This is a genomic window from Curtobacterium sp. AC273, from assembly GCF_979253735.1.
In genome coordinates, this window is the sequence record NZ_CEEDDU010000005.1 from 1 (window position 1) to 22267 (window position 22267).

At 72.7% G+C, this 22267-nt stretch carries 31 protein-coding genes and 1 pseudogene; 16 read left to right on the forward strand and 16 right to left on the reverse strand.

Annotated elements, in window-relative coordinates; genetic code table 11:
* Positions 1-353: 353 nt before the first annotated feature.
* Positions 354-518 (reverse strand): hypothetical protein, encoded by a 165-nt coding sequence (locus ACZ8AI_RS06840; protein ID WP_464857532.1) that lies wholly within the window; start codon positions 516-518, stop codon positions 354-356.
* Positions 519-622: 104 nt separating this feature from the next.
* Here ACZ8AI_RS06840 and ACZ8AI_RS06845 point away from each other — a divergent pair, with 104 nt between their 5' ends.
* Positions 623-910 carry a hypothetical protein gene (locus ACZ8AI_RS06845; protein ID WP_464857534.1) on the forward strand — a complete coding sequence of 96 codons (288 nt, stop codon included), beginning with the start codon at positions 623-625 and terminating at the stop codon, positions 908-910.
* A gap of 226 nt (positions 911-1136) precedes the next feature.
* Here ACZ8AI_RS06845 and ACZ8AI_RS06850 read toward each other — a convergent pair whose 3' ends face one another.
* From ACZ8AI_RS06850 to ACZ8AI_RS06865, 4 genes are all read right to left on the reverse strand, one after another.
* On the reverse strand, positions 1137-1406 hold the full coding sequence (locus tag ACZ8AI_RS06850; protein WP_464857536.1) for a hypothetical protein: 270 nt from the start codon (positions 1404-1406) through the stop codon (positions 1137-1139).
* A 70-nt stretch (positions 1407-1476) separates the two neighbouring features.
* Complete coding sequence (locus ACZ8AI_RS06855) at positions 1477-1881, reverse strand: DivIVA domain-containing protein (protein WP_464857538.1); 405 nt, start codon at positions 1879-1881, stop codon at positions 1477-1479.
* On the reverse strand, positions 1812-2066 hold the full coding sequence (locus tag ACZ8AI_RS06860) for a hypothetical protein (RefSeq protein WP_464857540.1): 255 nt from the start codon (positions 2064-2066) through the stop codon (positions 1812-1814). The genes ACZ8AI_RS06855 and ACZ8AI_RS06860 overlap by 70 nt, the downstream gene beginning before the upstream one ends.
* Entirely contained in the window at positions 2066-3097 is a 1032-nt protein-coding gene (locus ACZ8AI_RS06865; RefSeq protein ID WP_464857542.1) for a glycosyltransferase, read from the reverse strand. Before ACZ8AI_RS06865 ends, ACZ8AI_RS06860 begins: the two co-directional genes overlap by 1 nt.
* A 40-nt stretch (positions 3098-3137) precedes the next feature.
* On the opposite strand from ACZ8AI_RS06865, the gene ACZ8AI_RS06870 reads away from it, so the two are divergent.
* The 6 genes and pseudogenes from ACZ8AI_RS06870 (at position 3138) to ACZ8AI_RS06895 (ending at position 7119) form a co-directional block, all read left to right on the forward strand.
* Complete coding sequence (locus ACZ8AI_RS06870) at positions 3138-3599, forward strand: NAD-dependent epimerase/dehydratase family protein (protein WP_464857544.1); 462 nt, start codon at positions 3138-3140, stop codon at positions 3597-3599.
* Between the two features lie 53 nt (positions 3600-3652).
* On the forward strand, positions 3653-4105 hold the full coding sequence (locus ACZ8AI_RS06875) for a Rossmann-fold NAD(P)-binding domain-containing protein (protein WP_464857546.1): 453 nt from the start codon (positions 3653-3655) through the stop codon (positions 4103-4105).
* A 37-nt stretch (positions 4106-4142) separates the two neighbouring features.
* Positions 4143-5438, forward strand: a pseudogene (locus tag ACZ8AI_RS06880) (MBL fold metallo-hydrolase); the annotation flags it as partial.
* Between the two features lie 263 nt (positions 5439-5701).
* Positions 5702-5893 carry a 3-oxoacyl-[acyl-carrier-protein] synthase III C-terminal domain-containing protein gene (locus ACZ8AI_RS06885; protein ID WP_464858106.1) on the forward strand — a complete coding sequence of 64 codons (192 nt, stop codon included), beginning with the start codon at positions 5702-5704 and terminating at the stop codon, positions 5891-5893.
* Between the two features lie 372 nt (positions 5894-6265).
* Positions 6266-6475, forward strand: a complete 210-nt coding sequence (locus ACZ8AI_RS06890) for a hypothetical protein (protein ID WP_464857548.1) — start codon at positions 6266-6268, stop codon at positions 6473-6475.
* A 32-nt stretch (positions 6476-6507) separates the two neighbouring features.
* Positions 6508-7119, forward strand: a complete 612-nt coding sequence (locus ACZ8AI_RS06895; protein WP_464857550.1) for an LppP/LprE family lipoprotein — start codon at positions 6508-6510, stop codon at positions 7117-7119.
* 40 nt (positions 7120-7159) lie between these two features.
* On the opposite strand, the gene ACZ8AI_RS06900 is transcribed toward ACZ8AI_RS06895, so the two are convergent.
* Positions 7160-8179 carry a helix-turn-helix domain-containing protein gene (locus ACZ8AI_RS06900; RefSeq protein WP_464857552.1) on the reverse strand — a complete coding sequence of 340 codons (1020 nt, stop codon included), beginning with the start codon at positions 8177-8179 and terminating at the stop codon, positions 7160-7162.
* On the reverse strand, positions 8176-8523 hold the full coding sequence (locus tag ACZ8AI_RS06905; protein WP_464857554.1) for a hypothetical protein: 348 nt from the start codon (positions 8521-8523) through the stop codon (positions 8176-8178). The genes ACZ8AI_RS06900 and ACZ8AI_RS06905 overlap by 4 nt, the downstream gene beginning before the upstream one ends.
* 151 nt (positions 8524-8674) lie before the next feature.
* Between ACZ8AI_RS06905 and ACZ8AI_RS06910 the strand changes: the two genes are divergently transcribed.
* The 6 genes from ACZ8AI_RS06910 to ACZ8AI_RS06935 all read left to right on the forward strand — a co-directional run bounded on the left by ACZ8AI_RS06910 (position 8675) and on the right by ACZ8AI_RS06935 (position 12866).
* Positions 8675-8854 carry a hypothetical protein gene (locus ACZ8AI_RS06910; protein WP_464857556.1) on the forward strand — a complete coding sequence of 60 codons (180 nt, stop codon included), beginning with the start codon at positions 8675-8677 and terminating at the stop codon, positions 8852-8854.
* The gene (locus ACZ8AI_RS06915; protein WP_464857558.1) at positions 8851-9417 is read left to right on the forward strand and encodes a hypothetical protein; all 567 of its coding nucleotides are present in this window, start codon (positions 8851-8853) and stop codon (positions 9415-9417) included. Before ACZ8AI_RS06910 ends, ACZ8AI_RS06915 begins: the two co-directional genes overlap by 4 nt.
* 27 nt (positions 9418-9444) lie before the next feature.
* On the forward strand, positions 9445-10152 hold the full coding sequence (locus ACZ8AI_RS06920; RefSeq protein ID WP_464857560.1) for a GAF and ANTAR domain-containing protein: 708 nt from the start codon (positions 9445-9447) through the stop codon (positions 10150-10152).
* Between the two features lie 213 nt (positions 10153-10365).
* Entirely contained in the window at positions 10366-10863 is a 498-nt protein-coding gene (locus ACZ8AI_RS06925) for a GAF and ANTAR domain-containing protein (RefSeq protein WP_464857562.1), read from the forward strand.
* Positions 10864-11012: 149 nt separating this feature from the next.
* Positions 11013-11930, forward strand: a complete 918-nt coding sequence (locus ACZ8AI_RS06930; RefSeq protein ID WP_464857564.1) for a YeiH family protein — start codon at positions 11013-11015, stop codon at positions 11928-11930.
* 708 nt (positions 11931-12638) lie between these two features.
* Positions 12639-12866, forward strand: a complete 228-nt coding sequence (locus tag ACZ8AI_RS06935; RefSeq protein ID WP_464858107.1) for a helix-turn-helix domain-containing protein — start codon at positions 12639-12641, stop codon at positions 12864-12866.
* A gap of 71 nt (positions 12867-12937) precedes the next feature.
* Here the strand turns inward: ACZ8AI_RS06935 and ACZ8AI_RS06940 are convergent, their stop codons facing one another.
* The 7 genes from ACZ8AI_RS06940 to ACZ8AI_RS06970 form a co-directional block, all read right to left on the reverse strand.
* The gene (locus ACZ8AI_RS06940; protein ID WP_464857566.1) at positions 12938-14014 is read right to left on the reverse strand and encodes an ABC transporter permease; all 1077 of its coding nucleotides are present in this window, start codon (positions 14012-14014) and stop codon (positions 12938-12940) included.
* The gene (locus tag ACZ8AI_RS06945; RefSeq protein WP_464857568.1) at positions 14011-14892 is read right to left on the reverse strand and encodes an ABC transporter ATP-binding protein; all 882 of its coding nucleotides are present in this window, start codon (positions 14890-14892) and stop codon (positions 14011-14013) included. Before ACZ8AI_RS06945 ends, ACZ8AI_RS06940 begins: the two co-directional genes overlap by 4 nt.
* 388 nt (positions 14893-15280) lie before the next feature.
* Complete coding sequence (locus ACZ8AI_RS06950) at positions 15281-15964, reverse strand: response regulator (protein ID WP_464857570.1); 684 nt, start codon at positions 15962-15964, stop codon at positions 15281-15283.
* Positions 15946-16125: an ATP-binding protein gene (locus ACZ8AI_RS06955; RefSeq protein ID WP_464857572.1), complete on the reverse strand. Its 180-nt coding sequence runs from the start codon at positions 16123-16125 to the stop codon at positions 15946-15948. Before ACZ8AI_RS06955 ends, ACZ8AI_RS06950 begins: the two co-directional genes overlap by 19 nt.
* A complete protein-coding gene (locus tag ACZ8AI_RS06960) occupies positions 16088-16576 on the reverse strand; it encodes a sensor histidine kinase (RefSeq protein WP_464857574.1) in 489 nt (162 codons plus the stop codon). Before ACZ8AI_RS06960 ends, ACZ8AI_RS06955 begins: the two co-directional genes overlap by 38 nt.
* Positions 16545-17210 (reverse strand): DUF7134 domain-containing protein, encoded by a 666-nt coding sequence (locus tag ACZ8AI_RS06965; RefSeq protein ID WP_464857576.1) that lies wholly within the window; start codon positions 17208-17210, stop codon positions 16545-16547. The genes ACZ8AI_RS06960 and ACZ8AI_RS06965 overlap by 32 nt, the downstream gene beginning before the upstream one ends.
* Positions 17211-17327: 117 nt before the next feature.
* A complete protein-coding gene (locus ACZ8AI_RS06970) occupies positions 17328-18656 on the reverse strand; it encodes an MFS transporter (protein ID WP_464857578.1) in 1329 nt (442 codons plus the stop codon).
* 154 nt (positions 18657-18810) lie between these two features.
* On the opposite strand from ACZ8AI_RS06970, the gene ACZ8AI_RS06975 reads away from it, so the two are divergent.
* Positions 18811-19149, forward strand: coding sequence for a YciI family protein (locus tag ACZ8AI_RS06975; protein WP_464857580.1), 339 nt, complete (start codon positions 18811-18813; stop codon positions 19147-19149).
* Here the strand turns inward: ACZ8AI_RS06975 and ACZ8AI_RS06980 are convergent.
* Positions 19055-20278 carry an MFS transporter gene (locus ACZ8AI_RS06980; RefSeq protein WP_464857582.1) on the reverse strand — a complete coding sequence of 408 codons (1224 nt, stop codon included), beginning with the start codon at positions 20276-20278 and terminating at the stop codon, positions 19055-19057. The genes ACZ8AI_RS06975 and ACZ8AI_RS06980 overlap by 95 nt on opposite strands.
* A 23-nt stretch (positions 20279-20301) precedes the next feature.
* Here ACZ8AI_RS06980 and ACZ8AI_RS06985 point away from each other — a divergent pair, with 23 nt between their 5' ends.
* Complete coding sequence (locus ACZ8AI_RS06985) at positions 20302-20919, forward strand: TetR/AcrR family transcriptional regulator (protein ID WP_464857584.1); 618 nt, start codon at positions 20302-20304, stop codon at positions 20917-20919.
* Here ACZ8AI_RS06985 and ACZ8AI_RS06990 read toward each other — a convergent pair.
* The gene (locus ACZ8AI_RS06990; RefSeq protein ID WP_071291114.1) at positions 20867-21499 is read right to left on the reverse strand and encodes a LysE family translocator; all 633 of its coding nucleotides are present in this window, start codon (positions 21497-21499) and stop codon (positions 20867-20869) included. The two genes, ACZ8AI_RS06985 and ACZ8AI_RS06990, sit on opposite strands and share 53 nt — an antisense overlap.
* An 83-nt stretch (positions 21500-21582) precedes the next feature.
* Here ACZ8AI_RS06990 and ACZ8AI_RS06995 point away from each other — a divergent pair, with 83 nt between their 5' ends.
* The gene (locus tag ACZ8AI_RS06995; protein ID WP_464857587.1) at positions 21583-22038 is read left to right on the forward strand and encodes an Lrp/AsnC family transcriptional regulator; all 456 of its coding nucleotides are present in this window, start codon (positions 21583-21585) and stop codon (positions 22036-22038) included.
* The last annotated feature ends 229 nt before the right edge of the window (positions 22039-22267 follow it).

Sequence of the window (22267 nt, forward strand, 5' to 3'; positions counted from 1 at the left end):
GACCGCCGCGAGGGGCGGGTCGCCGAGTGTCAACGAGACGATGGTGCGCGGTGCCGACGACACGCTCGCGCGCAACGTCAGGGCGAGGGCCTGGCGGGCCTCGATGCGCTCGATCAGCGCTTCGTAGCGTTCTCGGTCGGCAGGGTGTCAGCGGACCCCTCTCGTGACGCGTCCCTGCATCTCGATCCGGTCCGCGAGCGCCTTCCGCAACGCCGTCTCGAGCGTGCCCGGCGGTTGGCCTGTCCACGATCCGCGTAGCGCACTTTGCGTCGAGGTTGCCGACGACCATCGAGAGCCCGGTCACGAGGGCGTCGCGCTCGGCGGAGCCCAGCCCGGACCACCACGCCTTCACGTCACCGGTGGCCGGCGAGGTGGTCGAGCATCCGCTGCGCCCGGCCTGTGTGCGCGGCAGCCCACTTCCGCAGTGCGTCGGGCCCCTGCGCGGCGAGGGCGGTCAGTACGCGGTGGAGGGTCGCGGCGTCTCCGAAGGCGCGGGAGGCCTCGGCGAAGTCGACCATCAGCGGCGGGTGGGGCGAGGGTGTTGCCGCTGAGTGACGGGAAGAGCTGTGGCGTTCGGCCGACCTGCCCTCGCGGATCGCCTGGTCGAGCTCGTACTCGCGCGGTGCTCCATCGCGTCCTCGAGCCGAGCGGCGCGGGCGTGCAGGTCGTCGTTGTCCGCTCGGTACTCGGCGGGCACGGCGTCGTCGCTGTCCGATGCGGCGACCCTGCTGCGGAGTTCGGCGATGTCGGCCGCGAGCGAGCGGGTGACTTCCGGATCGCGGCGACGTCGACCGCGAAGGCCTTCGAGCGGCGGTGGCGACGGACGCAGGCGGCGGCCTTCGCCAAGCCCGCCGGCGGTGTGCACCGCGCCGGCCATCGCCTGCGGCAGGGCATCGGTCGCGCCCGGTGAGGACAGCGCCACTCCGATGCCCGACCACGAGTCTGTGCGGCTTCGGCGTCGTGCTCCACCTGCACGTCGTGGACGACTTGAGCGCGGTGGCGCTGTCGCCGACCGCACCGCTCGTCGGGGTGACGGTCGGGAGCGCCCGCTCGTCGATCAGCCCCTGACTCATTGCGGCGCAGGCGTACCGGCGGAACGGGCGCTCGCCGCGCCCGTGTCACTCGCCATGTCCGTGTCAGCGTGGGGCGAACGCCGTCATCAGCTCCGGTCGCGGCGGTGATCGCCCTCGCGGCATGGACCGGACGGCCGAGGTCGCGTCGCCCTGGCGTGCATCGAGGAACACCTGCGCTGCGCCGACCGCGTCCGTGTCGGTGAGTGCGGTGACCACGTCGCGCAGTGCGGCGTCGACGTCGATCGCCGCGGTCTGCATCGACGACCCCGCGTTCGCCGCGCCGTCGATCACCGCCTGCGCCGCAGCGATGTCGACCTGCCAACCGTCCCCCATGAGACCCCTTCTCAGAGGGACTTCAGTACCTGATACTACATCCAGTACATCGGTATGGACCTGTGGAGGATCAGCGGGCGATGAGCCTTGCGGAGCGCGACGACGACCTCGTCGAGGAAGTCGTCGACCTGGCCCTGGTCGTACCGCGCCAGACCGTCGGCGTGAACCGCGCGGCGACGACGTCCTCCGGGGTGAGTGGCTCGGACGGACGCCCCTGCTCGTACCCGGCGAGCGTCGTCCGCACGCGGTCGAGGAAGTCGTCGACCTGTCCCTGGTCGTAGCCCTGCCCGAGAACTTCGTCGGCTGGAACCGCTTGTCCGCCACGTCTGCTGCGCGCATGTCTCCCCCTCGTGCCTGCCGTCCCCTGCTCGACATCCTGCCACGGTAGTCGGCGCGGTCCGCCGGTCAGCCCGTGCGCACCGACCGGTAGACGTCGAGGAGCGCGTCCGTCGGCTGCTCGACCGCGAGCGGGCAAGCGAGGGCGGCCTCGGATCGCTCGGGTGATCGCGCCGGGATCGGCTCGGAGCCGACGGACCTCGGCTGCGAAGACCGGCGGCGTCGGGCGTCGACGCGAGGAAGCCGGCGCCGGCCCGGGACCACCTCGGCCAGGTCCGGGTCGCAGTGGAGCACCGGCAGGCCGGACGCGATCGCCTCGAGCATCACCATCGGCTGGTTGTCGAAGTCGAACAGAGCTCGACACGAGCAGGTGCGCCGAGCGCATGGCGGCGAGGACCCGGTCGTGCGGGGTCGAGCCGTGCAGCGTGACGTCGGCGCCCCGGAGCGGCGCGGGCCACGGCGGCTCGTGCGACGCCGTCGCCGTACACGTCGACGTGCACGCCGGCCGGGAACTCGTGCGCCGCACGGACCAGGACGTCCGGACGCTTCTCGAGGAGAAGTCGACCGACCCAGACGATCCGGAGCGGCTCGTCGGCACGGAGCGTGCGGGCGGGAACGGAGCCGATGGCACCGAGCACGGACGGCTCGATGCCGTTCGTCAGCACCGTCACGGGCGTCCGCACGCCGCGGTCGACGAGCTTCGCGGCGAAGTGCGCCGACGGCACCACGACGTGGTCGCTCGCCCGCGACTGCGCGAGCAGCACCCGCCACATCCGGCGGGCGGTCCGGGTCCTCGTGTACGGCGCATCGGCACCGACGCGGATGCCGGCGGCGCTGACCTGCCGCCCGTGCAGCCACGCTTGAGCAGGACGGTCGAATAAAAAAAAAAAAAAAAAAAAAAAAAAAAAAAAAAAAAAAAAAAAAAAAAAAAAAAAAAAAAAAAAAAAAAAAAAAGTCACGGACGGGAGTGGCAGCACGTTCCGCGTGTAGACGTCGATCCGTCCGTGCATGGTGTGCACGACGGGGATGCCGAGGTCCTGCGCCGCCCGCACGGCGCCGAGCGCGGCGAACATCTCGGAGTGCGTGTGCACGACGTCGATCCGTCGCTCGGTGAACTCGCGACGCAGCGCGCTCCGGAGGCGGGCCGGCGACCAGGCGAACGGGTATCCGTCCGGGCGGAAGACGGGTGACACCGGCAGCCCGACGACGTCCGGGTCCGGGGACGCCGCGGCGAGCGGGCAGAACACGACCACGTCGTGCCCGGCCGAACGGAGACTCTCGGCGAGGGCACGGACCGCGGTCTGCACGCCCCCGAGCGTCGGCAGGTAGTAGTCGGTGACGAGGGCGATCCGCACGGAGCCGAGCCTAGGGGGAGCGGCCCCTAGGATCGGGGGAATGGGGGAGAGTGCGCTCGTCACGGGTGCCAGCGGGTTCCTCGGCGGCCACGTCGTCCGGGACCTCCGGGCGCACGGCTACGCGGTGACGGCGGCTGGCCGTCGAGGCCGAGGCGCTGCCCGAGGGGGCCGACCTTCGTCGGGGACCTCGACGACCTGGCGCGCGCCGACGTCCCCGCCGACGTCGTCGTGCACTGCGCTGCGCTGTCGTCGCCGTGGGGGGCGCTGGTCGGAGTTCGAGCGCGCCAACGTCACCGGGACCGCTCGGGTGCTGGAGTACGCGCGTCGCGTCGGCGCCCGGCGTCTCGTGCACGTCTCGTCACCGGGCATCTACGCCGCGCCGCGCGACCGTCTGGCGATCCAGGGAGCCCGAGGTCGACCCGAGCCGGCCGATGAACCACTACATCCGGTCGAAGCTGCACGCCGAAGCACTGTTGCGCGCTGCGGGTCCGGACGGTCCTGAGGTCGTCGTCCTCCGCCTCGCGCGGCATCATCGGCGCCGGGGACCCCGGCCTGGTGCCCCGACTGCTCCGCGTGCACGAGCGCGTCGGCGTGCCGCTCATGCACGGCGGTCGCGGGCTCGTCGACCTGACCGCCGTCGAGAACGTCGCACTGGCCGTGCGGCTCGCGGCCGAGGTCCCCGCAGCAGCCGGCACGGCGTTCAACATCACGAACGGCGATCCGCGGCCGTTCGTCGAACTGCTCGACCAGCTGTTGACCGGCCTCGGCCTGCCGATGCGGCACCGTCGGCTGCCGGCAGGGCTCGTGTACGGACTCGCGGGCGTCCTCGAGGCGGTGTGCGGGGTGCTCCCCGGCCGCCCCGAGCCGCCCGTCACGCGCTACACGGTGTCGACGATCACGCACTCGCAGACGCTCGACATCAGCCGTGCGCGCGAGGTGCTCGGGTACGAGCCGGTCGTCACGCTCGACGAGGCCCTGGCGAGCTACGCCGGAGGCGCCCGTGGGTAGCCTCCGGGCCGTCGCGTGCGGGTGGACGACGCACGGCGTGCACCAGCTCCTCCGTGGGGCGCCGCGGGAGCGACGCGTCTTCCCCGCCAACGCCTTCGTGTACGACAGCGACCACGACCACGGACCCACCAGGCGCGTCCTCTTCGACACCGGCTACGCCCCGTTCCCCTGGCGCACCGGCGTCGCCGGTTGGGCCTACCGACGACTGCTGCCGCCCCGCGTCCCTGCCGGCGCGAGCATCGGCGAGCAGCTCGACGCCTCCACTGTCACGCACGTCGTCCTCTCCCACCTGCACCCGGACCACATCGGCGGCCTCGCGGCGTTCCCGCACGCCACCGTCGTCGTGACGGAACCCGTGCGGCGGACGATGACGTCGTCGACGCTGCGTGACGGCGTGCTCGACGGGTTGCTGCCCACCGGGCTGGAGCCGCGCCTCCAGGTCGTGCCGGACTCGGCCTTCCACGAGGACGCGACCGGCCTGCACACCACCGACCTGTTCGGCGACGGCACCTACCTGCTGGTGGACCTGCCGGGCCACGCCGCCGGCCACGTCGGCGCGCTCGTCGAGGGCCGCGCCCTGCTGGCCGGCGACGCTGCGTGGGGACGCGACCTGCTCGGCGAGGAACACCGCATCCGCGCCGTCCCGCGGGCCGTCGCCCACGACCACGTCGCCCAGGCGGACACAGCACGTCGGTTGCTCGCCGCGGAACGGACCGGGGTGCGGCTGCTGTTCAGCCACGACACGCACCCGACCGACACCGACCTGCTCGCGGCGGACGACGCCACGACGAGCGACGACGCAGCGGACGACGCCGCGACCGACCGAACGACCGACCGAGGGGACCGTCATGAGGAACTGCCGGATCAGCGGCTGGGGACCTACCTGCCCGAGACGTCCGTGACGTTCGCGTCCCGCTCGGGCACCGTCACCCGCTACCGCATCCCCGACGACGTCTCGCAGCTCGACATGCTCGCCGCAGCCGCCGACCAGGCGATCCGCAGCGCGGGCATCAGCCCCGACGACGTCGACTGCGTCATCGCCGCGTGCGCCGCGGGCGTGCAACCGATCCCGTGCACGGCGGCCCTCGTGATGGAGCGGGTCGCACCCGGCGCGCGCGCCGCTGCGCTCGACGTGAACTCCACGTGCACGAGCTTCATCACCGCGGTCGACATCGCGTCCCGGTACCTCGCCGACGGGGAGTACGAACGCGTGCTGATCGTCTCCGGCGACGTCGGGTCACGGTTCCTCGACCCCGAGCAGCGGGAGTCGCACGAGCTGTTCTCGGACGCAGCGGCCGCGGTCGTCCTGACCCGTGGTGACGCCGGGCAGGGGGTGCTCGCGAGCCTGCAGCAGACGTGGCCCGAGCACGCGCACGACACCGAGCTCCGCGGTGGCCTGTCGCGCTTCCCCGCCCACGACTACGCAGACGGCGACCCGGCGGACTACCGGTTCGACATGCACGGACGGCGGGCCTTGATGGGGATGCTCCGGGTCCTCCCCGGGTTCTTCGACCGGTTCTTCGCGAAGGCGGGGCTCGGCCTCGAGGACCTCGACCTCGTCGTCCCGCACCAGGCCAGCGGGGCGCTCGGCATGCGATGCGACGGATCGGGATCCCGTCCGCCACCTATGTCGACGCGGTCGCCGAGTACGGCAACATGGTGTCGTCCTCGGTGCCGTACACGCTGGCGCGGTGCCTGGAGGACGGTCGCCTCGCCCCGGGTGACACCGTGCTGCTGTGCGGGACGGCCGCGGGCCTCACCGCGAACGCGCTGGCGCTGCGGCTCTAGTCCTGCCGTCCGCTCGTCCGGACGCTGCGGCTCTCGACGCGCCCACCGACGGCCTGGAGGCGCGGTGCGGGCCCGCCACGCGCCTCCAGGCCGTCACCGGTCGGGGCGAAGGCGCGGTCAGCGCGGGTGGCGCGGTGCCGGTGCGTGGCGCGTCGGCCGAAGAGGGCGGCGAGCAGGCGTGCGAAGCGCGGTTCGGGCACGGGCTTGGTCTCGACGGACCGGGTCGGCCCGCGGAACGCCAGGTCGTGCAGCATGTTCCGCTTCGAACCGTCCCAGTTCGCGAAGAGGTACGCGCCACCGAGGAAGGACAGGCTGCGGACCGGGGTCCGCTTCCACCGAGTCGGCCGCGACGTAGTAGCCGGCGTGCCCGGCGTGGATGTGCTGGATGACGGTGTCGACGTCGATGACGCTGGTGGTCGTCACGACGGCGGTGATGCCCGTTCGGTCACGGGCGACGTACTCGATGAGGTGTTCGGTCACGAGGGGCTCTTGTTCGCAGTTCGCGCCCGTCGTGCCGAAGGGGACGCACGACGAGGCCTGGCCGGAATCGTCGTTGCTTCCGAATCGAAGAATACGCCGTGAAAACCCCGGAGGGCGAGGAGGAACCTGAACCGATGCGCATCTCGAACACCTCCGGGGGAATCCTGTTCGTCACCGCGGTCGCCCTCGGGCTGACCGGCTGCACCGGCGGCACCACGTCGTCCGATCCGACCGTCACCCGCACCGTGACGGCGTCACCGACGTCGTCGCCCACCACCGCTCCGGCGACGGACGCGGCGACCGACCCGCCTCCGTCCCCACACCGACGCCCACCTGCGGACCGACCGACGGCACCGCGGTGGCGTCACCGGGCGATCGCGGACCTGCCGCTGCCCTCGGGGCTGCAGGATTCGCGGTGGGACCCGGCGACGGCGGACCTCGCCGGGTACGACCCCTGCGCGGCGCTGTCGTGGGCGACCGTCACGCTCGAGCGCGCCACCGGCAGCTCGCCGGTCGCGATCCTGCTCTTCCACCAGGGGCGCTACCTCGGCACGGCGACGAAGGAGCAGTACGCCTTCACGCCCGACGTGTCGCGCACCGACCCGTCGACCATCGCGGTGACCTACCACTACGCGAAGCCGGACGAGCCGCTGGCGGAGGCGAGTGGCCGCGCCGAGGCCACCTTCACGTGGAGCGACCCGGCCGGTCGGGTGCAGATGCAGGGGGACACGCCCCCGGCGGGCTGACGGTCAGCGCTCGGCGCCGGCCGGGCTGGCTGGCTGACGGTCAGCGCTCGGTGTCGGGCTGTCGGCGCAGCGTCTCGGCGGGGTACTCGCCGAAGCTCCGCAGGTAGAAGGCGGAGAAGCGTCCGAGGTGCCGGAACCCCCAGGCGACGGCGACCTCGGCGACCGTGGTCTCCCGGTGGTGCGCTGCCTCCAGTGCGAGTCGGACCCGGTCGAGCCGCATCTCGCGCAGGAACACCGTGGGCGTGGTTCCGCGGACCTGCACGAAGGCGCTCTGCACCGTGCGGACGCTGACCCCGATCGCGCTGCTGAGCGCCGGGAGCGAGACGTCCTCGTGGCAGTGCGCGGCGAGCCAGGCCTCGGCGAGCCGCATCGTGGTCGCCGCTGCGGTCGACGGGTCCGTGACCGCGCGATGACCGCCGTACGCGCGGTCGACGGCCTGGACCAGCCGCACCTGCACCGAGAACCGTCCCGTCCGGACGGGCTCGGTCGTGGCACCGGCGACTGCCTCGATGCTCGACCGGAGGGTGGGGAGGGCCGCGGGGTCCGGCTCGAGCGCACGTGCGGGGTCCGGCTCGCGGGCACGCCGGGCATCCGGGTACGTTCCGTCCCGGACCAGCCGACGGACCCGCTCGACGAAGTCGGCGTCGACGACCACCAGGCGGAGCGTGCCCGCGGGGACGTCCAGGTGGAACGACCGGTCCGAGGGCAGGAGCACGGGGACGGCGGCCCGCGCGGTCGTCGCCGTCTCGTCGACGACGACTCGCAGGCCCGGTTCCGACGTCCACGCGACGACGGTCTTGCCGGCGGTGTCGAACGCCCCACGGATCCCCGGAGACGCGACCGTCACGAGCTCGGTGCACGCGTCTCGACGGGACCGGAACCGGAAGCGGAACCGTCCCTGGTCGGGTGCTTCGAAGTCGAGCTGCGCGGCGATGCCGGCGCCGAGTAGGAACCGGCGTGCGAACTCGGCGTCGGTGCCCGCGTACTCGGTCTGGCCGCGGTCCCGGTCGCCGAGCCGTCGCGTGACGTGGGAACGGGTCCGACAACCCGACGCGGTCACGGCCGGGAGCCGGACTCGTGGTCGCGGTGCCGGCGCCCGCCGCACTGGTGCTCGAAGTACTCGTGGGCGGCCTGCAGCGTGGCCGTGTGCTGCCGGTGGTGCAGCGCTGCCATGAGCGTGCACGCGAAGCCGTCGACGGTGCGCTCGACGAAGCCGAGCAGCATCTCCGGGTCGCCCCAGGCCGCCGTGGCGTCCACGACCCGCCAGCAGGTCGAGTCGACGGGTTGGACCCGGATGTCCGCGGGGTCCGTCGCGGAGAGCGCCCGGATGCGGTCGGTGTGCACGACCTGCTGCCAGCTGCGCTCGACGGCGATCGGTGCATGGTCCGTTCGTTGGTGCCCCATCGTGCCTCCAAACCGAGGGTGCGACGCTCCCTGTGCGCCGCACGCGACGCTTTCAGTATCGGTGGGTCGTTTTCCGTCCCGAAAGGGGTTGACATCGATCCGCGTCTGCCGCATGAGGACCCGTCAGGTCGTCGGTGCTTAGGCTGTGGGGATGACCACCGAGCGCGACGGAGAGCACCGACTTCCGCGCGCCGTACGGGACGCCGTGCGCATCCTCCGGGAACGCGCGCGCACCCACGTGTCGATCACCGACGTCGCCACCGCCGTCGGGCTGTCGCCGCGGAGCCTGCCAGAAGGCGTTCCGGACCGAGTTCGGGCAGACCCCGGGTGAGTACCTGCGGGTCGATCCGGCTCGACGGGGTCCGGCGTGAGCTGCAGGCCATGGCCGCTGCCCCCGACCGCGAACGGATCGCCGACATCGCCCGGCGGTGGCATTTCAGCAACGCCGGTCGGATGGCCGCTGCCTACCGTGCCGCCTACGGGGTCCCGCCCTCGGATGCGCTGCGGTTCTTCGAGCCCGACGAACCGGGCGGGGACACGGCGCCGCGTCGACGGTTCCGCCTCGTGCTGGACTGCGAGGTCGACGTCGACGACCTGCAGGCCGCGATCGACAGTGCGCGCGACGGGGGCGACGGGACTGCGTGGCAGGGGTACCGACCCGATGGCGGACCCGAGAGCGTCGTGGCCTTCGTGCTCGGCAACGCCGTCCGCGCGGCAGCCGGCCGGACGGACGGGGTCCAGCTGCTCGCACTCGACCCGATGGTCCGCGTGCCGGACGCACTCGGGGACTACGCGGCCGCAGAGCTGCCGGCCTGGCGACCGAGCCCGCCGGCGGTTCCGCACCAGCGACGCGAGCAGGGGGACCGGACGAGTCCGGAGGGCACCCCGGAGTAGGATCAGACCCCACCAGGGAGGGCGCGCATGAGTGACGCATTCGAGCGTGCGTACCGCGCGCTCGTGTCCACCGACGTCCCGGACGGCGACCTCAGCCGCCCGTTCGTCGACGTGCTCCCGGTCGGCGGCGTCTCCGTCTCGGCCTTCGGGGTCCTGGGTGCGAGCGAGACCATCTCGGCCAGCGACGACGTGGCCTTCCGGATCGACGAGATCCAGTTCGACCTGACCGAGGGGCCGTGCTGGACGGCGCTCCGGAACGAGGCCCCCGTGCTCGAGGAGGACGTCGTCGGTCGGCCGAACGAGTCCTGGCCGGCCTTCAACGACGCCGTCCGTGACGAACCGGTCCGGGCCGTCTTCGCGTTCCCGATCGTCTTCGGTCCGTTCCCGCTCGGCGCGGTCGACGTCTACGCCCCGCGCCCCACCTCCCTCGCGCCCGACCAGGTGCAGCACGAAGCCTCGCTCGCCACCGCGGTCGGCCGCCGTGTCCTCCGCCGGGCGCTCCGCGCCATCGACGACGAGGTGCCCGAGGACCGCAGCCCCTTCTCACGTCGCGTCGTGCACCAGGCGACCGGTGTCGTGCTCGCGCAGCTCGACATCAGCCCGGACGACGCCTACCTGCTGATCCAGGGCCACGCCTTCGCGCGACGGACGTCGATGCGGCAGGTGGCGGAAGAGGTCCTCGAGGGAGCGGTCCGGTTCGAGAAGCACGGCGGTCTGATCGAGGAGGCCCGATGACGACGGACGAACGCGAGATGCGGGTCGTGGAGGCCTTCGCGACCCTCGCCGACACCCTGGTCGACGGGTACGACGTGGTCGAGCTCCTGCAGACGCTCGTCGAGACCTGCACCGAGGTCCTGTCGGTCGACGCCGCCGGTATCATGCTCGCCAACGACGACCAGGAGCTCGAGGTCGTCGCGTCGACGTCCGAGGCGAGGCCGGCTCATCGAGGTGCTCCAGCTCGACGCCGAAGCCGGGCCCTGCATGACCTCGTTCGCCACCGGACGATCGGTCGCCTGTCCGGACATCGCGGACGCCCCGCCGGAGTGGGACGCCTTCCGCACGGGGGCCCTCGCCCTCGGCATGCGCTCGGTGCACGCGGTGCCGCTCCGGCTGCGCACGACGGTGATCGGCACGCTCAACCTGTTCGGGACGGTCGCCGGCAGCCTCGCCGATGCGCACCTCCGGATCGCCCGGGCGCTCGCCGACGTCGCGACGATCGGCATCCTGCACGAGCGCACCCTGCGCGAGCAGGAGATCGTCCGCTCGCAGCTGCAGCGCACGATCGGCTCGCGCGAGGTCATCGAGCAGGCCAAGGGGGTCGTGTCGCACCTGCGGGGCGTCTCCATCGAGGACGCCTTCGGCGTGATCCGCGGCTACGCCGTGCACCACCACGTGCCGTTGTCCGAGGTCGCACGCGCGATCGTGGAACGCCGTCTGGCGCTCTGAGCGGTGCCCCTGTCCCGACCGGCGATCGCCGCCGCCCTGCCCGGCATCGCGTTGGCGGTCGCCATCGGTCTCGTCGCGACGGTGGTCGGCCGCGTCGTCCCCGTCGTCGGCGGTCCGGTGCCCGCGGTGGTCCTCGGTGCCGTGGTCGGTTGGCTGGTACGACGACCGAGCGCGCGGGCGAGGCGGTGGTGCCGGGCGACCTCGGCCCGCTGCAGCCCGGCGTCAAGTTCTCATCGAGTCGCGTCCTGCAGTTCGCCGTCGTCCTGCTCGGCGCCCAACTCTCCATCGCCGAGGTCCTCCGCATCGGCGGCGAGACCCTGCCCGTCATGCTCTCCACGCTCGTCGTCTGCCTCGTCGCGGCGTGGGGGATCGGCCGGCTGCTCCGGGTGTCCGGCGCGCTCCGCACGCTCATCGGGGTCGGGACCGGCATCTGTGGTGCCTCGGCGATCGCGGCGGTCACCCCCGTGATCGGCGCGGTGAGCGCGGACGTCGCCTACGCGATGTCGACGATCTTCCTCTGCAACATCGCCGCGGTGTTCGTCTTCCCGCTGGTCGGGCACGCCCTCGGACTGAGCCAGCACGCGTTCGGCGTCTTCGCGGGGACGGCCGTGAACGACACGTCGTCGGTCGTCGCGACCGCCACCGTCTACGGTCGCCAGGCGACCGACACCGCGGTCGTCGTGAAGCTGGTCCGGACGCTCATGATCATCCCGATCGTGGTCGGGCTGGCCGGCCTGGAGGCGCGACGCACCGCCCGCACGCAGCTCGCCCCCGACAGCGGCTCGCGTCCAGGGCTCCGCGTGTTCCGGCTGGTGCCGTGGTTCCTCATCGGGTTCCTCGTGGTGGTGCTGCTCCGCACCCTCGGCGTCCTGCCGGCCGCGGCGGCCCCGGAGTTCTCGACGGCGGCGACGTTCCTCATCACCGTGGCGCTCGCCGCGATCGGGGTGTCGACGGACTTCGGTGCGCTGCGGCAGGCCGGGTTCCGCCCGATGCTGCTCGGCATCGCGCTGTGGGTCCTGGTGGCGGGCACGAGCCTCGGCGCCCAGGCGGCGTTCGGGCTGCTCTGAGTCCGACCCGGTGCTGGAGCCTTGTGGCACGGATGCATATCGTTTATCGTTGCCATCGACATTCGATGGTATCGATGAACGACAGGGAATGAACCGATGAGCACGCCCGTCTACGACCCGCCCCGCGGGAAGAACTCGTACCTCGCGTACGTCACCGCGTGCGGCATCGGCATCGTGTTCGTGGTGTGGCGGTACGTCGCCGACCTCGTGGCCTCGATCGGCCGGGGCGTCGTGACCGTCCCGATCCGCACGTCCACCACCACCGACGTGCTCCAGCCGCCCGGCGGGGCCACCGTGCGGTCCGACCAGTTCGCCCTGCAAGGTCCGGACGGCGGACTTCCCCGGCGCGGCCCTCGGCTACATCCGCGTCGGCGACGCGATCGAGGTCGTCGCCGTCACCGCCCTCATCGCACTCGTCGGCGCGGTCGCGTGGCGCATCAGCCGCGGTGGGCTCTTCGACCGAGCGACGCCGAGGATCCTCGACTGGGTCGTCGCGCTGACGCTCACCGCCGGGATCCTCCCCGACTTCGTCCGGCGGATGGGCTGGAACTGGGTCGTGTCGGCGCTCGGTTGGGACGGGCACCTGCCGGTGCCGCTCATCGAGCCGCAGTACGTGCCCGTCTACCTCGGTGTCCTCGTCGTCACCTGCTTCCGGTTCGCGCTCACCGCGTCGCAGCGGATGGTCCGCGACCAGGCCGGGCTGGTCTGATGCCGCCGGAGGACGACGGCCACGCGGTCGTGTGCCATCTCGACGACCTGCTCGCCGCACGGGGGATGACGCTGACCGAGCTCGCCGACCGGGTCGGGGTGACGGTCGTGAACCTCTCCGTGCTGAAGAACAACCGCGCTCGGGCGATCCGGTTCTCCACGCTCACCCGGTTGTGCGAGGTGCTGGACTGCCAGCCGGGCGACGTCTTCTCCGTGCGCACGCGCTGACGGACCGCCAGGCCCGGATCACGTGAGCAGACCTGCTCACGTGATCCGGGCCTCCCGTCCGGATCGCGCTGTCAGCCGCGCAGCGCCTCCGTCAGCTTCACCCGGCTGCCGGTGCGCAGGAGCGCGTTCTCGTAGATCCGCGCGCCGACCACCACCACGAGCACGACCGAGACGGCGACGATGACCAGGGACAGGATCGGCTCCCACCACTCCGCGGTCCCGAGGAAGATCCGCATCGGCATGCCGATCGGCGCACTGAACGGCACGTACGACATCACACCGAGGATCGTCGGGTTGTTGTACGCGACGATGATGAGGATGTACGGGATCATCACCAGCATCATCACCGGGGTGGTCACGCTGCCGACGTCCTCCTGGCGCGACACCAGCACGGCGGCCGCGGCGAACAGCGAGGCGATGAGCACGAACCCGATCGCGAAGAAGCCGACGAACCAGAGCATGCTCGGGCCGAGCACCGTGAACATGTTGTCCTGCCCGGTCACCGCCAACGTCACCGCTGCCGCGATCGCCACCGCGACGATCTGGGCGAACGCCATCACGCTGTTGCCGAGGACCTTGCCGGCCAGGAGCGCTCGTGCCGGGATCGCCGCCATCAGGATCTCCACGACGCGGGTGGACTTCTCCTCGACGACGCTCTGCGCGATGGACTGGCCGAACGTCACCGCGGACGCGAAGTAGACCACGCCGAACGCCAGCGCGACGATGTAGATGAGGCCGCCCGGGATCGCGTTCGGGTCGAGCAGTTCGATCCGGGGGGTGACGCTGAGCGCCTGCACCACGTCGGCCGGGGCGTCGTCGAGGCCGATGACCTTGTACCCGAGCGGGTCGTCGGAGGGCAGGACCGCCGCGTCGACGTCGCCGCGCTCGACGAGTCGCTCCGCGGCGGCGGCGGTCGGTGCCGCGGTCACGTCGAGGCCCTTGCTCGTCGGCAGGTCGACGCCGTCGACGACGGCGACCGGGGTGGTGTCACCGGCGGTGGCCTTGCTGACGATGCCGCCGACGACGATCGAGGCGACGACCATCAGGACCAGGATGAGGGCGGACACGATGAAGGCCTTGCTGCGGACGCGGGCCTGGATCTCGCGGGCGGACACGAGCCGCACCGCCTGCACGAACGACGCGTTCATCGGACGACCTCCCGGAAGACCTCGCTGAGCCGCGGAACCCGCGGTGTGAACGACCCGACCGTGCCGTGCTGGACGGCACGCTGCAGGACCCGCTGGGCCGTGGTGTCGTCGGCCTCGAACAGGGCGTAGCCGCCGTCGAACTCGCGGACGGTGACGCCCGGTTCGTCCCGGAGCCAGGCGACGTCGCCGTCGACGAGGAGCTCCCACGCCGCGGGACCGGCCTGCTTCCGCAGCTCGTCCTGCGGGCCGGCCGCTCGGATGGTGCCGTCGGCGATCACCACGACGTCGTCGCAGAGCCGCTCGACGACGTCCAGCTGGTGACTCGAGAAGAGCACGGGGGCGCCGCCGGCCGCGGCCTCGCGGAGGACGCTCAGCACGACGTCGACGGCCATCGGGTCGAGTCCGGAGAACGGCTCGTCGAGCACGAGGACCTCGGGGTCATGGGCGAGCGCCGCAGCGACCTGCACGCGCTGCTGGTTCCCGAGGGAGAGCTTCTCGACCGCGTCCTCGGCGTGCGGCGCGAGGCCGAGCCGGTCGAGCAGGTCGGTGGTGCGGCTCGTGGCCGTGCGCTTGTCGACGCCGTGCAGCCGGGCGAAGTACGTGATCTGCTCGGCGACGGGCATCTTCGGGTACAGCCCACGCTCCTCGGGCATGTAGCCGAAGCGGCGCCGGTCGGCCGGACCGATCCGGGTGCCGTCGATCGACACCGTGCCGGAGTCGGCCTGCAGCACGCCGAGCAGGATCCGCATCGTCGTGGTCTTGCCGGCGCCGTTGCCGCCGACGAAGCCCGTGAGCCGGCCTCGACCGACCGTGAACGTGACGTCGTCGAGCACACGGCGGTTCCCGTACTGCTTCGTCACCCCTTCGATGGTGAGCATGTCGTTCCCTTCCCCGGCGGGTGGTCCGCCTGCCGTCGACGCTACGGGGAGGGTTGGGGCGGGCACCTCCTGCTGGGGGCGGGGATCGGCCCTCCGCCGAGCGGCGGAGGGTGTGGGCGTGGGCGGCGTTGCACCCCCGCACGGACATCGCGCCCCGGGGTGGCGGGGCGCGATGTTCGCGCGGGGGTGCGATCGCGGCGCGCGGCGCCGTGCGGCGGAGGGCGTGGGCGTGGCCGGCGTGGCCGGCGTGGCACCCCCGCACGGACATCGCGCCCCGGGGTGGCGGGGCGCGATGTTCGCGCGCGGGCGCGATCGGACAGCACGGCGCGCGGGTGCGATCGGACAGCGCGGCGCGGCGGCGCCGGACGGCACGGCGCCGGACGGCAGGTCAGCCGGCGACGCCGTGCTCGAACGCCCAGACGACGGCCTGGATGCGGTCGCGCAACCCGAGCTTCTGCAGCGTGTTCGAGACGTGGGTCTTCACCGTGGCCTCCCCGACGTAGAGCTCGCGCGCGATCTCGGCGTTGCTGAACCCCCGGGCGAGCAGCCGGAGCACCTCCGACTCGCGCTCGGTCAGCCCGGCGGCGACGAGCGCAGCGGCCCCGTCCGTGGCAGCGGTGGGCGCCGGAGGCGCGGTGGCCGACGCGGTCGCGCGGCTGATCACCCGCCGCGTGACGTCCGGCGCGAGCAGGGCATCCCCCGCGGCGACGGTGCGGACCGCGTCGATCAGCCGTTCGGGGGAGGCGTTCTTCAGCAGGAACCCGCTCGCCCCCGCCTCGAGCGCCTGGAACAGGGCATCGTCGTGGTCGAACGTCGTCAGGATGAGCACCGCCGGCGGATCCGCCAGCGCGGTGATGCGCCGGGCCGCCTCGAGGCCGTCCACGTTCGGCATCTGCACGTCGAGGCACACCACGTCGGGCCGCTGCGCCAGGACGGTGTCGACCGCTTCGGCGCCGTCGCGGGCCTCGCCGACGACGCGGAAGCCGGGCTCCGACTCGAGGATCACCCGGAAGCCGGCGCGGACGAGGTCCTGGTCGTCCGCCAGCACGATGGTCAGGTCGTCGGTAGCCATGCCCGCACCAGGTAGCCTCCCCGGGCGCGCGGCCCGATCTCGATCCGTCCGCCCACCGCGGCGACGCGTTCGCGCATGCCCACGTGCCCGAGCCCGCTGCCCGTCGTGTTGCGCGCCGCCCGCTCACCGTGGCCGTCGTCGGTGACCTCGACCTCGACCACCGTCGTCGAGGTAGCGGACACGCACGTCGGCACGGGCGTCCGGACCGGCGTGCTTGAGCACGTTCGTCACGGCTTCCTGCGCGATCCGGAACGCGACCGCCGACACCGTCGGGGGGACGTCGCGGGTGTCGCCGACGACGACGTACTCGGTCGGGTGGCCCGCGGTCCGCGCGGAATCGGCGAGCTCGCCGATCCGACCGAGTCCCTCGGTGCTCGGAGCGCCGTGGTCGCCGAGCGCGTCGTCGGACGCCCGGAGCGTGCCGAGCATCCGTCGGAGCTCCTCGACGGCGGTGCGGGCGCTCTTCTCGACGACGCCGAGCGAGGCGGTCGCCTGCGCCGGGTCGCGGTCGATCACGCGGCGCGCGGCACCGGCCTGCACGCCCATCAGGGACACGTGGTGGGCGACCACGTCGTGCAGCTCACGAGCGATCCGGACACGTTCGATCGTCACCGCCTGGGCGGCACTCCGCTCGCGCTCGGCGGCGAGCTCCGCGGTGCGCTCGTCGAGCTGGTGCTTCGCCACCGCGGACGCCCACGCCCGGTTGCCCGCGTACCAGGCAGCACCGAAGTAGACGACGTTGATCACGATGTTGATCAGCGAGTACCGCGATGGCGGGCGGGATGAGCGAGTCGCCGTCGTTCGGCAGCGCGTTCGGGATCGCCCACCCGAACGAGATCGCGATGAACAGCCACGCGAACATCCCGCCGATGACGACCCAGCGGACGGCCTCGGCCCGGACACGGTCGGCGCACCACGCCCCGACCGAGTACAGCGCGATGAAGAGGGTGAAGTTGACGACGAAGAGCTCGGGCACCCGCAGGAGCTGCGACGATGCGAAGGCCAGCGCGGAGACGATCGCGGCCGACATCGGGAAGCGACGTCGGTACGCGATCGGGACGGCGTTCGCGATGATCACGAGCGCGGACACCCACCATGCCGCCTGGTCCTCGCCGTAGACCCCGGCGGACCCGTGCAGCACCGTGGTGATCGTCAGCGCGCCACCGAGCACCAGGGCGAGGACCGCGTCCTGCCGGAGCTCGTGCCGCCCCACCGGCAGCCGTGACCACTCCGCTGTCGTCCCCATGCCGACAACGCTGGCGGGTGCGCGCCCCGGCCTGGAGGCGCGGCTCGCGTGACCGACGTCGGTCACGCGAGCCGCGCCTCCAGGCCACGGCCGTCGGCGGTCCGCAGACCGCGCCAGTCAGGCGTCGGCGTCCGCCGGCGTCGCCGTGCGCACCCGCTGCGGCAGCCCTGCGACCGCGGCACGCCAGGCCCACGCCGCCCCGGCGAAGACCAGTGCCGTGACGGCCCACAGCACCCAGGGCACGTCGGTGTCGAGCAGTCCGAGCGTCAGCGGGAAGAGCGCCATCCCCACCGAGCTCGCCGTCTGGAACACGCCGATCGCACGCCCGCGGATCCGGGGGTGCGGCGCCTCGGCCATCACGGCGTTGGCGGCGGGGAGCGCGACCATGTCCGCCACCGCGAGCACCACCGCGACGAGCACGACGAACGACCAGGCCGCGGTGCCCTTGAGCGGCAGGAGCACGATGAGCGGCACCGCCGTCAGCCCGGTCAGTGCTGCGCCGACCGCCACCAGGACACCACGGTCGAGACCGGCCACCCACCGGGTGACCGAGGTCTGCAGGCAGGCGGCCAGCCTGGTCGCGACGGCGAACTGCACCGGGGCGACCGCGGCCGGCATGTGCCACCGCTCGACGAACAGGACGCTCAGGGCGACGTTCGGCAGGACCATCGCCGGGCCGATCAGGAGCTGCCCGAGCGTGATGAGCCGCATCGACCGATCGGCGGCGAACTCGCGGAGCGACCCCGTCCGGACGTCCTCGAGGTCGCGCGCCGCCGGCTCCACGGCGCGGGCACCGCCGGTGCGCTGCGTCGCGAACACGATCGCGGCGGCGACGCTCGTCACGACGTTCGCGAGGACGAGCCAGCGCAGGCCCTCGTGTCCGCCGCCGGCCAGGGTGATCGCGGCCACCACCGCGCCGGCGCCGAGGGCGGCGGCCTTGGTCGCCTCGAGGAAGGCGAACCACCGCTCGAACGGGCGACCGTCGGAGAGGTCGTGCACGTACGCCGTCCACGACGTCCAGTAGAGGCGCTCCGACGCGTTCGCCAGGAAGATCGCCGCGAAGACCACGATCGGGTCGTGCGCGACGAGGTACAGGGCGAAGCCGGCGGCGGACAGCAGGTTGTTCGTGATCATCGACGCCCGCGCGCCGAACCGGTCGGTGAGCACGCCGCCGAGGAGTCCCACGGGCAGCGCGAGCAGGGACGCGACCGTCGACAGCAGTCCGATCACGGCGAGGGAGAGGTCGGTCGTCAGGGTGAAGTAGACGATCGTCAGCGGCAGCGTGAGGCCGGCGCCGATCGTGTCGACGAGGACCGCGAAGGTGACGAAGCGGTGCTCGGCGAGCGTGGAGAACGAGGCCCGGAAGCGGGCGCGGATGGAGAACACGGGGAGTCCCTCGGAGTCGTCGCGCGGCGTCGGTGCCGCGCGGGCGTACTGGAAGCGCACGGACCGCGTGGTCCGTGTGGAGGGGGAGCCGGCTCAGGTGCCGGCTCAGCGCTTCGTTGCCATGACTCCGCTGTCGTGTCCGAGGTGTTCGGAAAGGTCTCCCGGTGACCGTAGCGCAGGAGTAGCCTCCCGCCAACCGAGCAGGGGAGACACCATGCAGTTCCTCGTCAACGTCATCGACGACGGGCAGGCCGAGGCCACCGGCCGGACCGAGTCCGGCACCCAGACCGAGATGGACGCGGTCGACGCCTTCAACACGAGACTCGGCGACGCGATCGTGTTCGCCGCCGGGGTCTCCGCGCCCGCCGACGCGACCGTGGTCGACGCCCGCTCCGGCACGACCAGCACCACCCCCGGGCCGGTCGTCGCCGCTGATCGCTTCGTCGCCGGGTTCTGGGTCATGGACCTGCCGGATGCCGAGACCGCGCTCCGTGTGGCGGGTGAGGCGTCGGCGGCGTGCAACCGGACGATCGAGCTGCGTCCGCTCCTCTGATCCGCAGCCCGAGTGCCGCGCACGCCGCGGTGACGAGTGCGGCGACCGCGAACACGACGGGGGCGCCGGACGAGCCGAGCAGCGCTCCGGCCGCGGCGGCTCCACCGGCCTGCCCGAGGACGAGTGCCACGAAGAGCACCGACGTGCCGGCCGACGCCCGGTCCGGATCGATCTCGGTCGTCCACGCGATCAGGGACCCGGTCGCCGCGGTGTAGCCCCAACCGAACACCGCGCAGGCCACGAGCGCGAGCGCCGTCGACTGCGGCGCGGTCCCGAGTGCGAGGACGGCGAGTGCCACCGCTGCCGTCGTGACGGCCCACTGCCCCCGCGCACGCAGCCGACTGGTCCACGGCGCCGTCACCACCACGGCCGCGCCGCCGAGACCGAGCGCGATCCACGCGGACACCGAGACGACGACCGGGGCACCGGCGTCGACGAGCAGCGAGCGCCCGTAGGTCCACACCACCGCCGACCCGGCCCCGAAGAGCAGCGCGAGCGCCAGCACGGCGCCGTGCCGACGCCACCACGCGGTGTCCGGCACGGGGGTCCGGGTCGTGTGGCCGGGCCGGCCGCCCCGCGTCGACACGAGCAGCACGCCCCCGACCACCAGGGCGAACACGCCCGAGCAGGCCCACGCCGTCCGCCAGTCGGGCAGGAGCACCAGCGCGAGGACGCCGGCGCCGACGAGCCCCGGACCCGTGCCCGAGTTCACCACCGCCTGGGCGCGGCCCTGTGCGGCAGCGGGGAGCCGCGCGGCGACGAGCTGCACCAGGGCGGGCGACGCGAGTCCGGCTCCGCCCGAGGCCACGACGGACGCGACACCGAACGGCACCGGTCCGGCCGCGGCTGCCATGCCGAGCGCGCCCCCGCCCGCGACGACGGCCGCCACGGCGACGAGGACGCGGGGGACCCGCGCGGCCAGGACGAAGCCGGCGAGCGCGGCCAGGCAGTACACCGCCGAGGCGCCGGACGAGATCCAGCCGGCGGCGTCCGAGCGCAGGGCGAGGTCGCGCTGCACGTCGGGCAGGAAGAGGCCGTAGGCGAGCCGCACGAGCCCGTACGTCGCCGCGATGAGGCCGAGCCCGGACGCGAGCAGGACCCGCTGTCGTGACGAAAACGATCGTTTCACTTTTGAGAGCCTAGGGTGCTTCCATGGCGATGCGTCCAGGAACCGAGCAGAAGCTCCTCGACGCCGCCGAGGAGCTCTTCTTCACGCAGGGCATCGCCGCGACGCCGATCGACGCGGTGCTCGAGCGCGCCGGGATCTCCAGCGCCACGCTCTACCGCGGGTACGCCAGCAAGGAAGCCCTGGTCGCCGCCGCACTCCGGCGACGGCACGACGACTGGGTGGCGACGTGGGAGCGCGTCGCCGAAGGGGCCAAGGACGACCGGAGCCGGTTGCTGTCGGTCTTCGACGCGCTGGACGCCTACCGGTCCACTCCCGCCGGGTCGCGGTGGTGCGCGTTCCTCGGCACCGCCGCCGAGTACGCCGACGCTCCCGGTGACGTCCGAGCCGTGCTCGACCTCGAGACGGGCACACTGCGCGGCCGGCTCCTCGGTCTCGCGGGCCCCGTGGTCGGCGACGCCGCGGCGCTCGCCGACCAGCTGGTGCTCGTCGTGTCGGGGTACCTCGCGATGCGCCTGCGCGATCCCGCGCTCGGCACCGAGACCGCCCGCACGGTCGCTGCGGCGCTCGTCGACACGGCGACCGCCGAGGTCAGCGGTGCACCAGCGGCGCGACCTGCTCGGCCAGCAGCCCGAGACCGATGAGCACCATGAGCACGCCGGACACCTTCGTCACCACCACGCTCGCCCGCGGTCGCGACCCGAGGATCCGCCGCGCCGCCAGCGCGACGAGCAGGTAGACCACGGCGCAGTCGAGCAGGTGCAGGCTGCCGAGCACCCCCATCTGCACCGGGGCCGGCCAGCCGTGCGGTGACACGAACTGCGGCAGGAGCGCCAGCAGCAGCAGGACCCCCTTCGGGTTGATGCCGCTCACGCCGGCACCGCGGAGGAATCGGGTCCGCGCGCTCGTCCCCACCGGACGGTCACTGGCCGCGACGACCGCGCCGGCGCGGGCCAGCAACGTGCTGGCGCCGAGGTACAGCAGGTACGCCGCTCCGGCCAGGGTCAGGACCGCCAGTGCCGCCGGGTACTCCGTCACGAGCGCACCGATGCCGAGCGCGACGACGATCACGACGACCACGTAGCCGCTCACCATGCCGAGGATCGACGGCACCACGGACCGCGGTTGCAGTCCGGCCGCGATGGCGTACGCCCAGTCCGCGCCGGGCGTCAGGGCGAGCAGGAGCGCCACCGTCCAGAACTGGAGCATCAGGGTCAGGTCCACGATCCGAGACGCTACGGCGGATCCGGTGGGATGTGCTCCGATCCTCCCGCGCGACACCCGGTTCGTCTGCGATGATTCCCGGCATGGACGCACTCGACCGGGAGATCCTCTCACTGCTGCAGCACGACGGCCGGATGAGCGCCACCGATCTGGCATCCGAGGTCGGTCTCAGCCTCTCCAGCTGCCACCGCCGCCTGAAGGCGCTCGAGCAGTCCGGCGCGATCGAGCGCTACCGTGCCGTGGTCGCACCCGAGGCGGTCGGGCTGCACTTCGAGGCGATCGTGTTCGTCACGCTCGGCCGGACCGACCTCGAGACCATCGCCGGCTTCGAGGAGCGGGTCCGGTCGATGCCGAACGTGGTCGAGGCGCAGCGGCTCTTCGGCGACCCGGACTACCTCCTGCGTGTCCTCACACGAGACCTCGCCGCGTACCAGGTGTTCTACGACACCGAACTCGGTACCTTGCCCGGTGTGCAGCGAATCTCCTCGACACTCGTGATGAAGCGCGTGACCTCCGACGGCACCGTCCCGCTCGGATGAGCGGCTCGCGCGCGGCACGGGTCACCCGCAGGTCGCTCCTCGCCGCCGGCGTCGCGGTCCTCGGCGCCGCAGCGGTCGGCGAGGCGGTGAACCTGCGCCTGCTGCCCGGTCGGTCGACGATGTTCCGCGCGCTCGGCCTCGACGGTCCGGCGGGGACCATCCCCGACGCCACGCCGGTCCCCTCGACCTCGGGCTCGTTCGTCTCCGCCGCGCGGGCGGGACGCACGGT

Bases quoted from the DNA above. Each gene is read 5' to 3' on its own strand.
- ACZ8AI_RS06840 (WP_464857532.1), bottom strand. From the start codon at position 518: ATGGTCGACTTCGCCGAGGCCTCCCGCGCCTTCGGAGACGCCGCGACC.
- ACZ8AI_RS06850 (WP_464857536.1), bottom strand. From the start codon at position 1,406: ATGGGGGACGGTTGGCAGGTCGACATCGCTGCGGCGCAGGCGGTGATC.
- ACZ8AI_RS06860 (WP_464857540.1), bottom strand. From the start codon at position 2,066: ATGCTCGAGGCGATCGCGTCCGGCCTGCCGGTGCTCCACTGCGACCCG.
- ACZ8AI_RS06870 (WP_464857544.1), top strand. From the start codon at position 3,138: ATGGGGGAGAGTGCGCTCGTCACGGGTGCCAGCGGGTTCCTCGGCGGC.
- ACZ8AI_RS06885 (WP_464858106.1), top strand. From the start codon at position 5,702: ATGCGACGGATCGGGATCCCGTCCGCCACCTATGTCGACGCGGTCGCC.
- ACZ8AI_RS06895 (WP_464857550.1), top strand. From the start codon at position 6,508: ATGCGCATCTCGAACACCTCCGGGGGAATCCTGTTCGTCACCGCGGTC.
- ACZ8AI_RS06905 (WP_464857554.1), bottom strand. From the start codon at position 8,523: ATGGGGCACCAACGAACGGACCATGCACCGATCGCCGTCGAGCGCAGC.
- ACZ8AI_RS06910 (WP_464857556.1), top strand. From the start codon at position 8,675: ATGACCACCGAGCGCGACGGAGAGCACCGACTTCCGCGCGCCGTACGG.
- ACZ8AI_RS06920 (WP_464857560.1), top strand. From the start codon at position 9,445: ATGAGTGACGCATTCGAGCGTGCGTACCGCGCGCTCGTGTCCACCGAC.
- ACZ8AI_RS06935 (WP_464858107.1), top strand. From the start codon at position 12,639: ATGCCGCCGGAGGACGACGGCCACGCGGTCGTGTGCCATCTCGACGAC.
- ACZ8AI_RS06940 (WP_464857566.1), bottom strand. From the start codon at position 14,014: ATGAACGCGTCGTTCGTGCAGGCGGTGCGGCTCGTGTCCGCCCGCGAG.
- ACZ8AI_RS06945 (WP_464857568.1), bottom strand. From the start codon at position 14,892: ATGCTCACCATCGAAGGGGTGACGAAGCAGTACGGGAACCGCCGTGTG.
- ACZ8AI_RS06950 (WP_464857570.1), bottom strand. From the start codon at position 15,964: ATGGCTACCGACGACCTGACCATCGTGCTGGCGGACGACCAGGACCTC.
- ACZ8AI_RS06965 (WP_464857576.1), bottom strand. From the start codon at position 17,210: ATGGGGACGACAGCGGAGTGGTCACGGCTGCCGGTGGGGCGGCACGAG.
- ACZ8AI_RS06975 (WP_464857580.1), top strand. From the start codon at position 18,811: ATGCAGTTCCTCGTCAACGTCATCGACGACGGGCAGGCCGAGGCCACC.
- ACZ8AI_RS06985 (WP_464857584.1), top strand. From the start codon at position 20,302: ATGGCGATGCGTCCAGGAACCGAGCAGAAGCTCCTCGACGCCGCCGAG.
- ACZ8AI_RS06995 (WP_464857587.1), top strand. From the start codon at position 21,583: ATGGACGCACTCGACCGGGAGATCCTCTCACTGCTGCAGCACGACGGC.